The 13,711-nt window shown below is 62.9% G+C and carries 11 protein-coding genes, 2 tRNA genes and 1 pseudogene; 10 read left to right on the top strand and 4 right to left on the bottom strand.

What is annotated here, in order from left to right; all coding sequences use genetic code 11:
- Positions 1-140: 140 nt before the first annotated feature.
- Positions 141-656, top strand: a pseudogene (locus ACVWY1_RS13505) (methyl-accepting chemotaxis protein); the annotation flags it as partial.
- 144 nt (positions 657-800) lie between these two features.
- Here the strand turns inward: ACVWY1_RS13505 and ACVWY1_RS13500 are convergent.
- From ACVWY1_RS13500 to ACVWY1_RS13485, 4 genes are all read right to left on the bottom strand, one after another.
- Positions 801-2,366, bottom strand: coding sequence for an ABC transporter permease (locus ACVWY1_RS13500; RefSeq protein ID WP_457378394.1), 1,566 nt, complete (start codon positions 2,364-2,366; stop codon positions 801-803).
- The gene (locus ACVWY1_RS13495) at positions 2,366-3,379 is read right to left on the bottom strand and encodes an extracellular solute-binding protein (protein ID WP_023629373.1); all 1,014 of its coding nucleotides are present in this window, start codon (positions 3,377-3,379) and stop codon (positions 2,366-2,368) included. The genes ACVWY1_RS13500 and ACVWY1_RS13495 overlap by 1 nt, the downstream gene beginning before the upstream one ends.
- 171 nt (positions 3,380-3,550) lie before the next feature.
- Positions 3,551-3,637: transfer RNA gene (locus ACVWY1_RS13490), tRNA-Leu, on the bottom strand.
- An 88-nt stretch (positions 3,638-3,725) separates the two neighbouring features.
- Positions 3,726-3,812 (bottom strand) — tRNA-Leu (locus ACVWY1_RS13485).
- A gap of 98 nt (positions 3,813-3,910) precedes the next feature.
- On the opposite strand from ACVWY1_RS13485, the gene ACVWY1_RS13480 reads away from it, so the two are divergent.
- The 9 genes from ACVWY1_RS13480 to ACVWY1_RS13440 all read left to right on the top strand — a co-directional run bounded on the left by ACVWY1_RS13480 (position 3,911) and on the right by ACVWY1_RS13440 (position 13,687).
- Entirely contained in the window at positions 3,911-4,084 is a 174-nt protein-coding gene (locus ACVWY1_RS13480) for a hypothetical protein (protein WP_158247513.1), read from the top strand.
- Positions 4,084-6,657, top strand: coding sequence for a ribonuclease R (rnr, locus tag ACVWY1_RS13475; RefSeq protein WP_139673819.1), 2,574 nt, complete (start codon positions 4,084-4,086; stop codon positions 6,655-6,657). The genes ACVWY1_RS13480 and rnr overlap by 1 nt, the downstream gene beginning before the upstream one ends.
- The gene (gene rlmB, locus ACVWY1_RS13470) at positions 6,654-7,400 is read left to right on the top strand and encodes a 23S rRNA (guanosine(2251)-2'-O)-methyltransferase RlmB (RefSeq protein WP_104444841.1); all 747 of its coding nucleotides are present in this window, start codon (positions 6,654-6,656) and stop codon (positions 7,398-7,400) included. The genes rnr and rlmB overlap by 4 nt, the downstream gene beginning before the upstream one ends.
- A gap of 255 nt (positions 7,401-7,655) precedes the next feature.
- The gene (rpsF, locus tag ACVWY1_RS13465; RefSeq protein ID WP_023629370.1) at positions 7,656-8,081 is read left to right on the top strand and encodes a 30S ribosomal protein S6; all 426 of its coding nucleotides are present in this window, start codon (positions 7,656-7,658) and stop codon (positions 8,079-8,081) included.
- A gap of 28 nt (positions 8,082-8,109) precedes the next feature.
- Positions 8,110-8,340, top strand: coding sequence for a 30S ribosomal protein S18 (rpsR, locus tag ACVWY1_RS13460; protein ID WP_003249563.1), 231 nt, complete (start codon positions 8,110-8,112; stop codon positions 8,338-8,340).
- 34 nt (positions 8,341-8,374) lie between these two features.
- The gene (locus tag ACVWY1_RS13455; protein WP_046854005.1) at positions 8,375-9,241 is read left to right on the top strand and encodes a hypothetical protein; all 867 of its coding nucleotides are present in this window, start codon (positions 8,375-8,377) and stop codon (positions 9,239-9,241) included.
- 20 nt (positions 9,242-9,261) lie between these two features.
- Positions 9,262-9,708: a 50S ribosomal protein L9 gene (gene rplI, locus ACVWY1_RS13450; protein ID WP_046854006.1), complete on the top strand. Its 447-nt coding sequence runs from the start codon at positions 9,262-9,264 to the stop codon at positions 9,706-9,708.
- A gap of 112 nt (positions 9,709-9,820) precedes the next feature.
- On the top strand, positions 9,821-11,218 hold the full coding sequence (dnaB, locus tag ACVWY1_RS13445; RefSeq protein ID WP_102683944.1) for a replicative DNA helicase: 1,398 nt from the start codon (positions 9,821-9,823) through the stop codon (positions 11,216-11,218).
- A gap of 165 nt (positions 11,219-11,383) precedes the next feature.
- Positions 11,384-13,687 (top strand): YgiQ family radical SAM protein, encoded by a 2,304-nt coding sequence (locus ACVWY1_RS13440; RefSeq protein WP_110701825.1) that lies wholly within the window; start codon positions 11,384-11,386, stop codon positions 13,685-13,687.
- Positions 13,688-13,711: the final 24 nt, after the last annotated feature.

Raw genomic sequence — 13,711 nt, 5'->3', positions numbered from 1 at the left:
AGCAGGTGGTGGATATTCGCCAGGCGACCGACGAGAACAGTCGTGCCTCGACGCAATTGGCGAGGTTGATCGAGAACCTGGCCGGCGAAGTGCAGACCGGCTCCCAGGTGATCGAGCGGCTGGCCAAGCAGAGCGAGCAGATCGAGGTGGTGCTGACGGTGATCCATGGCATTGCCGAGCAGACCAACCTGTTGGCGCTTAACGCTGCTATCGAAGCTGCGCGGGCCGGAGAGACCGGGCGCGGTTTCGCCGTGGTGGCCGATGAGGTGCGTGCCTTGGCGAGCAAGACGCAGAGCTCGACCGGGGATATCCAGTCGCATATCGCTGCGCTGCAGCAAGGCGCCAAGGAGGCGGTGGCGACCATCAGCCAGGCCGGGCGCCAGGCCAGTGAAGGCTTGCTGGTGTTGCGCGACAATGAGCGGCGCCAGCAATCGGTGCAGACTGCGGTCGAGCAGGTGCATGCGGCGATCGGCCTGGCCACGCGAGCGGCCGAGCAGCAGGCCAGCGGCGCGCAGGCCGTGCGTGGGCGAGTCGAAACCATCCATGCCCAGGCCGAGCGTTCGGCCGAGGTGGTGATGCAGACCACGGCCAGCAGCAAGGTACTGGATGACTTGGCGGCGCAGTTGCGGGCCAGCCTGGGGCAGTTCAGGGCCTGAGGAAAGGTGGGGGCTTCATCGCCGGCAAGCCGGCTCCCACAATTACAGTGCGGGCTTGAGAGCGACGCGGTAGGGGTGGGAGTCGGCTTGTCGTGGCGACGAACCGCGGCAAAAGGGACGCAACGCGCCCCCAAGGGGAGGCTGTCACGCCTTGTTCAGGTACATCCTGGTAGTCAGCAGATACACCGGCAACCCCGACACCACGATCAGCAACGCCGCATAAGGCGCCGCCGCCGCGAACTCGACGTTGGCGGTATGCGCCCATACCTCGGTGGCCAATGTGGTCATCCCGGTCGGGCTGAGCAGCAGGGTGGCGGTCAACTCCTTCATCGCATCCAGGAACACCAGGGCGAAAGCCGCTGCCATTGCCGGGAAGATGATCGGCAAGGTAACCCGGCAGAAGGCTGCGAAGCTGGTGGCGCCCAAGGTACGCGCCGCCTCTTCCAGAGTTGGCGAGGCCTTGTTCAGTGCGGTGCGTACCGGCGACTGTGCCAGCGGCAGGAACAGCAAGGCGTAGGCCAGGATCAGCAGCGCGGTGGTCTGGTACAGCGCCGGCACGTAATGCAGGGCGAAGAACACCAGGGTCAGCGCGATCACCAGCCCGGGCAGGGCGTGCAGCAGGTACGGCAAACGCTCGGCCCAGATCGCCAGACGCCCCTTGTAGCGCACCACCAGAAAGCTGATTGGCAAGGCCAGCAGCACGCAGAAGCCGGCGCCACCCAATGACACCGACAGCGAGGTGCCCAGGGCCTTGCCGATGGCCGCGACCGGGAAGGCCGCCGATGAGCCCACGCTCAGCCAGTAGCCGAGCATGGCTAGCGGAATGCCGCTGCCCAGCACCGCCAGTGCCAGGCAGAACAGCTGGCTCAGAGGCATCCAGCCGCGCAGCCGCAAGGGTTGAGCGCGGCGTGCCACGCCCTGGCCAATGCGCACATGGCGCGCCTTGCCGCGTACCCGCAGTTCCAGCCATAGCATTGCCAGGCACAGCACCAGCAGCACCGCTGAGAGCATCGCCGCGTTGGCGTTGCTGAACTCCAGCTCGAACTGCTGGTAGATCGCTGTGGTGAAGGTCTGCAGGCCAAGGATCGACAGGGCGCCGAACTCCACCAGCATGTGCAGGGCAATCAGCAGCCCGCCGCCGAGCATCGACGGCCACAGCAACGGCAGGGTGATTTTGCGGAACACGCCCCAGCGGCTGCAGCCCAGAGTGCGCGCCGACTCCTCCAGCGCGGTATCCAGGTTGCGCAGGGTGGCGGCCACCGGCAGGAACACCAGTGGGTACTTCGACAGCGCCATCACCAGGATCGCCCCGCCCAGTCCTTCGAAGTCCGAGCTCAGCGACACCCAGGTGAAGCTGCTGACGAACGATGGCACGGCGAATGGCAGGCACAGCACCACGCCCCACAGGCGTCGGCCCGGCAGGTCGCTGCGCTCCAGCAGCCAGGCCAGGGCCACGCCCACCACCAGGCACAGCGCGGTGACGCCGACCATCAGCAGCAGGGTGTTGCGCAGCAAGCCCCACACGAACGGACGCCATAGCAGGCGCAGGGCTTCATGCCAGCCGGCATCCCAGGCCTTGAGCCCGACGTACAGCAATGGCAGCAGGCTCATGGCCACCAGGAACAGCACGGGCAGCACCACCCAGGTGGACGGGCGCTTGCGCTTGGGGACAAAGCGCGCCAAGGCGGGTGAGGGCAGGGCGGCAGTCATCAGAGCAGGCCAACCTCACGTTCCAGTTCGATGGCTTCCTCGGCATTGCCAAGGTCGGCCGGCGAGATCTTCGGCGGGCGCAGCTCATCGAACGGCTTCAGGCCACGGTCGGAAACCATGCCTTTATGCAGCGGGTATTCGGCGGTGGTCTGGGTGATCACGCGCTGGCCTTCTTCGCTGGCCATCCAGTTGAGCAGGGCCTGTGCTTCTTTCGGGTGCTTGCTGGCCTTGACCGCGGCGGCACCGGAGATGGTCACCAGGTTGCCCGCGTCGCCGTCGGCCAGGTAGTACAGCTTGGAATCGAGCTTGCCGCGCTCGCGCTCCAGGGCGTACCAGTAGTAGTTGTTCACCAGTACCGCGGCGACTTCGCCTTTTTCCACGGCCTTCAGTGCGACCATGTTGTTGGTGTAGGTCTTGCCGAAGGCTTTCAGGCCGGTCAGCCATTCTTCGGTGGCTTCGCGTCCGTGCATCTTGAGGATGGCCACCGCCTGTTCCTGGAAGGCGCCGCTGGTGGGCACGTAGCCGACACGGCCGTCCCATTCGGGGCCGGCGAAATCCATCACCGTGGTCGGCAGGTCCTTCTCATCGATCTTCTTCGGGTTGTAGACCACCACGCGGGTGCGCGCGGTGACGCCCATCCAGGTGCCGTTGGCGCCCACGTACTCCTTGGGCAGCATGTTCAGGGTGGCGTCGTCGATCTTCGCCAGCAGGCCCAGTTCGCCCAGGTTGTTCAGCGGTGGCGACTCTTCGGTATAGATGATGTCGGCCGGCGAGCGTTCGCCTTCCTCGATGATCTGGCTGGCCAGCTGGTTGCTGCTGCCCTTGCGGATATTGATATGGATGCCAGTCTTGGCCTCGTAGGCCTTGGCGATGGCTTCACCGATTTCCTTGTGCTGGCCGTTGTACATTGTCAACGTGACTGGTTCGTCTGCCAGGGCGGCCGGAGCGCCGATCACCAGGCTCAGGACTGCGGCGGCCAGGGTGCGCATCAGCGGTTGCGGGCGGATCGTCATGCGGGTGCTTCCTCGCTTACGGCTACATATTTGGAAACAATGGTAAACGAAATTGTTTCTCAAATGGGCGCATGACGGGAAATTCATGGGTAGACGAAGGAGGGGGGGCTGCCCGGCGACATGAAATCGCAGGCAAGAAAAAACCCACTAGCAAGCTAGTGGGTTTTTGTATGGTGCCCAGGAGAAGACTCGAACTTCCACGACCGTTAAGTCACTGATACCTGAAACCAGCGCGTCTACCAATTCCGCCACCTGGGCAAAGCTTTGCATCGTCTGCTGAAGGCGACTTTCGTCTGCTTTCACACAGTAGTAACAGATCCTTGGTCATCTGTTACTTGAAAATTTTTGGTGCCCAGGAGAAGACTCGAACTTCCACGACCGTTAAGTCACTGATACCTGAAACCAGCGCGTCTACCAATTCCGCCACCTGGGCACACATTCGAGATTAAAAGATGCTTTACAGCGTCGTTCATCTCTACTACAACTTCGGGGTTGTCCGTCGTTGTGGTGCGCACTATACGGACGCTCCTGATGGCTGTAAAGCCCCTGATCGAAAAAAAATTCAAAAAATTCAACCCGTTGATTCCACGCGCCTATTTCCGTTCGGCGGATACCACGCCGGGGCTGTCCAAGGCTGACATTTCCGGTTTCAATACGCCTATGCCAGAATTCATATCTATATACCCCAAGGTGAACCCCTTCTGATGGCCGATTGGCAATCCCTCGATCCCGAGGCCGCTCGCGAAGCGGAAAAATACGACAACCCTATCCCCAGCCGTGAGCTGATCCTGCAGCGCCTCGCCGACCGTGGCGAGCCGGCTGCCCGCGAACAGCTGGCCGAAGAGTTCGGTCTTTACGAAGAAGACCAGATCGAAGCCCTGCGCCGCCGCCTGCGTGCCATGGAGCGCGACGGTCAGCTTATCTATACCCGGCGCGGCACCTATGCCCCGGTGGACAAGCTTGACCTTATCTGTGGCCGCGTGTCCGGCCACCGCGACGGTTTCGGCTTCCTGATTCCCGACGATGGCAGCGAAGACCTGTTCCTCAGCCCGTCGCAGATGCGCCTGGTGTTCGACGGCGACCGCGGCCTGGCCCGTGTTTCCGGCGTGGACCGCCGTGGCCGCCGCGAAGGTGTGCTGGTGGAAGTCATCTCCCGCGCCCACGAAAGCGTGGTCGGCCGTTACTTCGAAGAGGGCGGCATCGGCTATGTGACCCCCGACAACCCGAAGATCCAGCAGGAAGTGCTGGTCACCGCCGGGCGCAACGGCGGCGCCAAGATCGGCCAGTTCGTGTCGATCAAGATCACCCACTGGCCAACCCCGCGCTTCCAGCCGCAGGGTGATGTGGTCGAGGTGATCGGCAACTACATGGCGCCGGGCATGGAGATCGACATCGCCCTGCGCAGCTATGACATCCCGCATGTCTGGCCGCAGGAGGTGATCAAGGAAGCGCGCAAGTTCCGCTCCGAAGTCGAGGAGAAAGATAAAGAGAAGCGCATCGACCTGCGCCATCTGCCTTTCGTCACCATCGACGGCGAAGACGCCCGCGACTTCGACGATGCGGTGTATTGCGAGCCGCTCGGCAAGCTGCGCATGTTCTCCGGCGGCTGGCGCCTGTACGTGGCGATCGCTGACGTTTCCAGCTACGTGCGCCTGGGTTCGGCCCTGGATACCGAAGCGCAGCAACGGGGTAACTCGGTGTACTTCCCCGAGCGCGTCGTGCCGATGCTGCCCGAAGAGCTGTCCAACGGCCTGTGCTCGCTGAACCCGCACGTCGATCGCCTGGCCATGGTCTGCGAAATGACCATCAACAAGGCCGGCCAGATGGTCGACTACCAGTTCTACGAGGGTGTGATCCACTCCCATGCGCGCCTGACCTACAACAAGGTCAGCAGCATGCTCGAGCATTCCCGCACCCGCGAAGGCAAGGCCCTGCGCGAGGAGTACAGCGCGGTGCTGCCGGACCTGAAGAGCCTGTACGCCCTGTACAAGGTGCTGCTGGCGGCCCGTCACACCCGCGGCGCGATTGACTTCGAAACCCAGGAAACCCGGATCATCTTTGGCGATGACCGCAAGATCGACGAAATTCGTCCGACCGTGCGCAACGACGCCCACAAGCTGATCGAAGAGTGCATGCTGGCGGCCAACGTCGCGACGGCCGAGTTTCTGCAGAAGCACAATGTGCCTGCGCTGTACCGCGTGCACGACGGCCCGCCGCCCGAGCGCCTGGAGAAGTTGCGCGCATTCCTCGGTGAGCTGGGCCTGAGCCTGCACAAAGGCAAGGATCCTTCGCCGAAGGACTACCAGGCGCTGCTGGCGAGCATCGCCGGGCGCCCGGACTTCCACCTGATCCAGACTGTCATGCTGCGCTCGCTGAGCCAGGCGGTGTACAGCGTCGAGAACAACGGTCACTTCGGTCTGAACTACGAGGCCTACACCCACTTCACCTCGCCGATCCGGCGTTACCCGGACCTGCTGGTGCACCGCGCCATCCGCAGCGTGATCCGCTCCAAGGTCGACACCCCGCACGTCAAGCGTGCCGGTGCCATGAGCATTCCCAAGGCGCGCATCTACCCGTACGACGAGAACAGCCTCGAGCAGATGGGCGAGCAGTGCTCGATGACCGAGCGCCGCGCCGACGAGGCTACCCGCGACGTGGTCAACTGGCTCAAGTGCGAGTACATGCGTGATCGCGTCGGCGAGACCTTCCCAGGTGTGATCACTGCGGTGACCGGCTTTGGCCTGTTCATCGAGCTGACCGACATCTATGTCGAAGGCTTGGTGCATGTCAGCGCCTTGCCGGGTGACTACTACCACTTCGATCCGGTGCATCACCGCCTGTCCGGTGAGCGCAGCGGCCGCAGCTTCCGCCTGGGCGACACGGTCGAGGTGAAGGTCATGCGTGTCGACCTCGAGCAGCGCAAGATCGACTTCGAAATGTCGGAGAAGACCGTCACCGCGCCGGTCGGCCGCAAGCCACGCGCTGCCGCGCAGCCGGTGGCCGAGCAGGCGCCTGCCGCCGAAGCGAAGATTTCGCCCAAGCCGCGCAGCCGCAAGAGCGAGGCCTCCGAGGCGTACTTCCCGAAAGACGCCGTGCAGCGCAATGCCGAGGTGCGCAAGAGCCGTGAAATGAAGAAGGCGCTGATGGGCGAGGCGCGTGCCAGCGGCCATGCCGGCGGCAAGTCGGAAAAAGGTGGCAAGTCGTCCGGCAAGCCGACCAAGCATCGCAAGGGGCCGCCCAAGTCCGGCGCGCCACGCAAGGGCAAGAACAAGTCATGAGTCAGCTGGAAAAGATCTACGGCGTGCATGCCGTGCAGGCGCTGCTGCAACACCACCCCAAGCGGGTAAAGCAGATCTGGCTGTCCGAAGGGCGCAGTGAGCCACGCATCCAGGCCCTGCTGGAGCTGGCTGCGCAGAACCGCGTCCAGGTCGGCCAGGCCGAGCGCCGTGAGCTCGACGCCTGGGTCGAAGGTGTACACCAGGGGGTGGTCGCCGAGGTGAGCCCGAGCCAGGTCTGGGGCGAGGCGATGCTCGACGAGTTGCTCGAGCGCACCGAGACGCCGCCACTGATTCTGGTGCTCGATGGCGTTACCGATCCGCACAACCTCGGCGCCTGCCTGCGCACCGCCGATGCGGCCGGGGCGACTGCCGTGGTGATCCCCAAGGACAAGTCCGCGACCCTGACCGGCGTGGTGCGCAAGGTGGCCTGCGGCGCCGCCGAGGTGATGCCGCTGGTGGCCGTGACCAACCTGGCGCGTACCCTGGAGAAACTCCAGCAGCGCGGACTGTGGGTGGTCGGTACCGCTGGCGAGGCCGAGCAGGAAATCTACCAGCAGGACCTGACCGGTCCGCTGGTGATGATCATGGGGGCCGAAGGCAAGGGCATGCGCCGCCTGACCCGTGAACACTGTGATTTCCTGGTGAAATTGCCGATGGGCGGCAGCGTCAGCAGCCTGAACGTTTCGGTGGCCACCGGGGTGTGCCTGTTCGAGGCCGTGAGGCAGCGTCAGGTCAAGCGCTGATCTGATCGTGTGCGGGAGCGGCGCACCGCCGCTCCCGCGTTGTTTCTCAGGCTTGCGGCCTATTGGGCGAATATGTTTCCGGCTGTTCAAATATTCGCCAACCTCCTTGCTTGTCCTTCCCGGCTTCTCTACAATTGCGCCCCTTGCCGAGCTGGCAGGCGCGCATGTGCCTTCTCTCTAGGGCAAGACATACAGTGTCATTCACTCCTTGTCTGACCAGGTTGCTGGCAGACTACTAACCCGTAAGGAGCATTCATGCGTCATTACGAAATCATCTTCCTGGTTCACCCGGACCAGAGCGAGCAAGTCGGCGGCATGGTTGAGCGTTACACCAAGCTGATCGAAGAAGATGGTGGCAAGATCCACCGCCTGGAAGACTGGGGCCGTCGTCAACTGGCCTACGCAATCAACAATGTTCACAAGGCTCACTACGTGATGCTGAACGTTGAGTGCTCCGGCAAGGCCCTGGCCGAGCTGGAAGACAACTTCCGCTACAACGATGCCGTGATCCGTAACCTGGTCATCCGTCGCGACGAAGCCGTCACCGGCCCGTCCGAGATGCTCAAGGCAGAAGAGAACCGCAGCGAGCGCCGTGAGCGTCGTGAACGTCCTGAGCATGCTGATGGCGCCGAAGGCGACGACAGCAATGACAGCGACAACAGCGATAACGCTGACGAGTAATCCACGGACCTTTTGAGGAGCCTATTACATGGCACGTTTCTTCCGTCGTCGTAAATTCTGCCGCTTCACTGCTGAAGACGTGAAAGAGATCGACTTCAAAGATCTCAACACCCTGAAAGCTTACGTATCCGAAACCGGCAAGATCGTTCCAAGCCGCATCACCGGTACCAAAGCTCGTTATCAGCGTCAGCTGGCCACCGCTATCAAGCGCGCCCGCTTCCTGGCCCTGCTGCCCTACACCGACAGCCACGGCCGCTGAGACCGGGTCGTCGACTAAGTAGCAAGGGATAAGCATGCGAGCGTTGGCAAGTTTCATCATGCGCGGTCGTGTGCAGGCCACCCTCGTGGTGGTCATCAGCGCGGTACTGCCGCTGCTGTTCTGGTTGAGTGCCGCTGCCGGGAGCCTTGTGCTCCTGCGGCGCGGGTTCAAGGACGCTTCATCGGTCATCGCCTGGGGCCTTTTGCCAGCGTTGATCATGGGGTTCTTCGGCGAACCGAGCACCTTGCTGGTGCTTTTGGGAACGCTGGGTCTGGCCGCCTCGTTGCGCGCCGGGCATTCCTGGACCCGGGTACTGCTGTCCAGTGTCGCATTAGGCTTGCTGTACAGCCTGATCCTGGATGCGGTGATGCGCGAAACCTTCGAGGTGCTGGCCAAGGCGCTTGAAAAAGCCCTGCCGCAGTTCGAGGGCCAACCAGTACTACCTGGTGAGCTGATCGGCCCTTTGCTGGTCGCTTCCAGTGCGGTAATGCTGCAGCTGTTCAGCCTGCTGGCCTTGATGCTGGCGCGCTATTGGCAGGCTGCGTTGTACAACCCCGGTGGTTTCGGGCGCGAGTTTCGCGAACTGAGGCTGCCGCTGGTACCCATGCTGGTGCTGGTGTCATTGATGGTGTTGGGCCCGTTCATCGGGTCTCAGTTCATCGTCCTGGCCAGTGCGTCCAGCCTGGTGCTGCTGCTCGCTGGCATCGCCCTGATTCACGGGCTGGTGGCACAAGGGCGACTGGCCGGTTTCTGGCTGGTGGGGATGTACGTGACGTTGCCGCTGCTCATGCAGCTGATGTATCCGTTGCTCGTGGTTCTGGCCATTGTCGACAGCCTGATTGATTTTCGCGGTCGCAAGTCCCCTTCACAGGGTGACGACTCCGCGAACGGTGAAGGTTAAAAGTTAAGAGGTTTTACCAAATGGAACTGATCCTGCTGGAAAAAGTCGCCAACCTGGGCAACCTGGGCGACAAAGTAAACGTTAAGGCTGGTTACGGCCGTAACTTCCTGCTGCCATTCGGCAAGGCCACCGTTGCCAACGCCGCCAACCTGGCCGCGTTCGAAGAACGCCGCGCCGAGCTGGAAAAAGCCGCCGCAGAGAAAAAAGCTTCGGCTGAAAGCCGCGCTGCCCAACTGGCCGAGCTGGAAGTGACCATCACTGCCACCGCTGGCGACGAAGGCAAGCTGTTCGGTTCGATCGGCACCCACGACATCGCTGACGCCCTGACCGCCTCCGGCGTTGAAGTGGCCAAGGCTGAAGTTCGTCTGCCGAACGGCACCATCCGTCAGGTTGGCGAATACGACGTAGCCGTGCACCTGCACAGCGACGTTGAAGCCACCGTACGTGTGGTCGTCGTAGCTGCCTAAGCTGCGTAATCGGCTGGTCCCTCGCGGGCCAGGCGGTTAACATCGGGCACGGTCCTGTTTTGCGCAGGCCGTGCCCTTTGTCTTTTTCATCTTCCAGAATTCTTTCGTGGCCATGAACGAGATCACCACCCCCGAACAACTCGACCTGCAAACCGCTGCCCTGAAGGTGCCGCCGCATTCCATCGAGGCCGAACAGGCCGTGCTCGGTGGCCTCATGCTGGACAACAACGCTTGGGAACGGGTGCTGGATCAGGTGTCGGACGGCGATTTCTATCGGCATGACCATCGCCTGATCTTCCGCGCCATCCACAAGTTGGTGGATGCGAACCAGCCGTTCGACGTGGTCACCCTGCACGAGCAACTGGACAAGGAAGGCGTGTCCACCCAGGTCGGCGGCCTGGCGTATCTGGCCGAGCTGGCCAAGAACACCCCGTCGGTAGCCAACATCAAGGCCTATGCCGCGATCATCCGCGAGCGGGCCACGCTGCGACAGCTGATCAGCATCAGTACCGATATCGCCGACAACGCCTTCAACCCCCAGGGGCGTAACGCCGAAGAGATCCTCGACGACGCTGAACGGCAGATCTTCCAGATTGCCGAGGCGCGGCCGAAGACCGGTGGGCCGGTGGGGGTCAACGAGCTGTTGACCAAGGCGATCGACCGTATCGATACGCTGTTCAACTCCGACAGCGACATTACCGGGGTTTCCACCGGTTATACCGACCTCGACGAGAAGACCAGCGGCCTGCAGGCGGCCGACCTGATCATCGTCGCGGGCCGTCCGTCGATGGGCAAGACCACCTTCGCCATGAACCTGGTGGAAAACGCCGTGTTGCGCAGCGACAAGGTGGTGCTGGTGTTCTCCCTCGAGATGCCCGGTGAATCGCTGATCATGCGTATGCTGTCGTCCCTGGGGCGCATCGACCAGACCAAGGTGCGTTCCGGTCAGCTGGACGACGACGACTGGCCGCGGCTGACCTCGGCGGTCAACCTGCTGAACGACCGCAAGCTGTTCATCGACGATACCGCCGGCATCAGCCCATCGGAAATGCGTGCGCGCACCCGCCGCCTGGCCCGCGAGCACGGCGAGATCGCCATGATCATGGTCGACTACCTGCAGCTGATGCAGATCCCGGGTTCGGCAGGTGACAACCGGACCAACGAGATTTCCGAGATCTCCCGCTCGCTCAAGGCGCTGGCCAAGGAATTCAACTGCCCGGTAATCGCCCTGTCACAGCTCAACCGCTCCCTCGAGCAGCGCCCCAACAAGCGCCCGGTCAACTCCGACCTTCGTGAATCGGGTGCGATCGAGCAGGACGCCGACGTGATCATGTTCGTCTACCGTGACGAGGTGTATCACCCCGAGACCGAGCACAAGGGCGTGGCCGAGATCATCATCGGCAAGCAGCGTAACGGCCCCATCGGCTTCATTCGCCTGGCGTTCATCGGCAAGTACACCCGCTTCGAGAACCTCGCACCGGGCATGTACAACTTCGACGACGACGAGTAATCACCGAGCCTATCCCCGGCAGCAGCGCTCCTGTGGGAGCCGGCTTGCCGGCGATAGGGCCAGTGGAAGCTACAGATGAATCCGACCACCACCGTCGGATTTGGTCAAAATTTGTGCTATATTCCGCGCCCGCGATTTTCCTGCACATTAGAACCGGTCACTGACATGCAAGCAGCCAAACCACTCTACGACTATCCCAAGTACTGGGCCGAATGCTTCGGGCCAGCGCCGTTCCTGCCGATGAGCAGGGAGGAGATGGATCAGCTCGGCTGGGATTCCTGCGACATCATCATCGTGACCGGTGACGCCTACGTCGACCACGCATCGTTCGGCATGGCCATCATCGGCCGCCTGCTCGAGGCCCAGGGCTTCCGGGTGGGCATCATCGCCCAGCCGAACTGGCAGTCGAAGGACGACTTCATGAAGCTCGGCGAGCCGAACCTGTTCTTCGGGGTCGCGGCGGGCAACATGGACTCGATGATCAACCGCTACACCGCGGACAAGAAGATCCGTTCCGACGACGCCTATACCCCCGGCGGCCTGGCCGGCAAGCGTCCGGACCGCGCCAGCCTGGTGTACAGCCAGCGCTGCAAGGAAGCCTACAAGCATGTGCCGATCGTGCTAGGCGGCATCGAGGCCTCGCTGCGCCGTATCGCCCATTACGACTACTGGCAGGACAAGGTCCGCCACTCGATCCTGGTCGACGCCAGCGCCGACATCCTGCTGTACGGCAACGCCGAACGCGCGATCGTCGAGGTTGCCCAGCGCCTGTCCCAGGGTGAAAGCATCGAGCACATCACCGATGTGCGCGGCACCGCGTTCATTCGTCGCGACACCCCGCAGGGCTGGTTCGAGATCGACTCCACCCGTATCGACCGCCCGGGCCGCGTCGACAAGATCATCAACCCGTACGTGAACACCCAGGACACCCAGGCCTGTGCCATCGAGCAGGCCAAGGGCGACCAGGAAGACCCGAACGAAGCCAAGGTCGTGCAGATCCTCGACAGCCCGAGCGTCACCCGCGAGAAGTCGGTGATCCGCCTGCCGTCGTTCGAGAAGGTGCGCAACGACCCGGTGCTCTATGCCCACGCCAACCGCGTGCTGCACCTGGAGACCAACCCGGGCAACGCCCGCGCCCTGGTGCAGAAGCATGGCGAGGTGGATGTGTGGTTCAACCCGCCACCCATTCCCATGACCACCGAAGAGATGGACTATGTGTTCGGCATGCCCTATGCGCGCATCCCGCACCCGGCGTATGGCAAGGAGCGCATCCCGGCCTACGAGATGATCCGCTTCTCGGTGAACATCATGCGTGGCTGCTTCGGTGGCTGCACCTTCTGCTCGATCACCGAGCACGAAGGCCGGATCATCCAGAACCGCTCCCACGAATCGATCCTGCACGAGATCGAGGAGATGCGCGACAAGGTGCCGGGCTTCACCGGCGTGGTCTCCGACCTCGGCGGCCCGACCGCCAACATGTACCGCATCGCCTGCAAGAGCCACGACATCGAGAAGCACTGCCGCAAGCCTTCTTGCGTGTTCCCGGGCATCTGCGAGAACCTCAACACCGACCACAGCTCGCTGATCGAGCTGTATCGCAAGGCTCGTGCCCTGCCGGGGGTCAAGAAGATCCTGATCGCCTCGGGCCTGCGCTACGACCTGGCGGTCGAGTCGCCGGAGTACGTGCGTGAGCTGGTCACCCACCACGTCGGCGGTTACCTGAAGATCGCCCCGGAGCACACCGAGCGTGGTCCGCTGGACAAGATGATGAAGCCGGGTATCGGCACCTACGACCGCTTCAAGCGCATGTTCGAGAAGTTCTCGAAAGAGGCGGGCAAGGAGCAGTACCTGATCCCTTACTTCATCGCCGCCCACCCGGGCACCACCGACGAAGACATGATGAACCTGGCCCTGTGGCTCAAGGGCAATGGCTTCCGCGCCGACCAGGTGCAGGCGTTCTATCCGTCGCCGATGGCTTCGGCCACCGCCATGTACCATTCGGGCAAGAACCCGCTGCGCAAGGTCACCTACAAGAGCGAAGGGGTGGAGATCGTCAAGAGCGAGGAGCAGCGCCGCTTGCACAAGGCGTTCCTGCGTTATCACGATCCAAAGGGCTGGCCGATGCTGCGCGAGGCGCTGCAGCGCATGGGCCGCGCCGACCTGATCGGGCCAGGCAAGCACCAGCTGATCCCGCTGCACCAGCCGGCGACCGACACTTACCAGAGCGCGCGGCGCAAGAACTCGACTCCGGCCGGCAGCCACAAGGTGGGCAAGGACCAGAAGATCCTCACCCAGCACACCGGCCTGCCGCCGCGTGCCAGCGATGGCAGCAAGCCGTGGGACAAGCGCGAGAAAGCCAAGGCCGAGGCGTTCGCCCGCAACCAGCAGGCGGCCAAGGAGCGCAAGGAAGCGGCCAAGGGTGGTGGCGGCAAGGGCAAGAAGCCGCGCCAGCCGGTGATTCCGCGCTGAAAGGATATAAGTGTCGAGTGGTGT

This window comes from Pseudomonas sp. TE6288 (genome assembly GCF_054062095.1).
Note: the sequence above shows the minus strand (reverse complement) of the source record. Positions and strands in the feature narration are given on the sequence as shown.

Bases quoted from the DNA above. Each gene is read 5' to 3' on its own strand.
- ACVWY1_RS13500 (WP_457378394.1), bottom strand. From the start codon at position 2,366: ATGACTGCCGCCCTGCCCTCACCCGCCTTGGCGCGCTTTGTCCCCAAG.
- ACVWY1_RS13495 (WP_023629373.1), bottom strand. From the start codon at position 3,379: ATGACGATCCGCCCGCAACCGCTGATGCGCACCCTGGCCGCCGCAGTC.
- ACVWY1_RS13480 (WP_158247513.1), top strand. From the start codon at position 3,911: ATGGCTGTAAAGCCCCTGATCGAAAAAAAATTCAAAAAATTCAACCCG.
- rnr (WP_139673819.1), top strand. From the start codon at position 4,084: ATGGCCGATTGGCAATCCCTCGATCCCGAGGCCGCTCGCGAAGCGGAA.
- rlmB (WP_104444841.1), top strand. From the start codon at position 6,654: ATGAGTCAGCTGGAAAAGATCTACGGCGTGCATGCCGTGCAGGCGCTG.
- rpsF (WP_023629370.1), top strand. From the start codon at position 7,656: ATGCGTCATTACGAAATCATCTTCCTGGTTCACCCGGACCAGAGCGAG.
- rpsR (WP_003249563.1), top strand. From the start codon at position 8,110: ATGGCACGTTTCTTCCGTCGTCGTAAATTCTGCCGCTTCACTGCTGAA.
- ACVWY1_RS13455 (WP_046854005.1), top strand. From the start codon at position 8,375: ATGCGAGCGTTGGCAAGTTTCATCATGCGCGGTCGTGTGCAGGCCACC.
- rplI (WP_046854006.1), top strand. From the start codon at position 9,262: ATGGAACTGATCCTGCTGGAAAAAGTCGCCAACCTGGGCAACCTGGGC.
- dnaB (WP_102683944.1), top strand. From the start codon at position 9,821: ATGAACGAGATCACCACCCCCGAACAACTCGACCTGCAAACCGCTGCC.
- ACVWY1_RS13440 (WP_110701825.1), top strand. From the start codon at position 11,384: ATGCAAGCAGCCAAACCACTCTACGACTATCCCAAGTACTGGGCCGAA.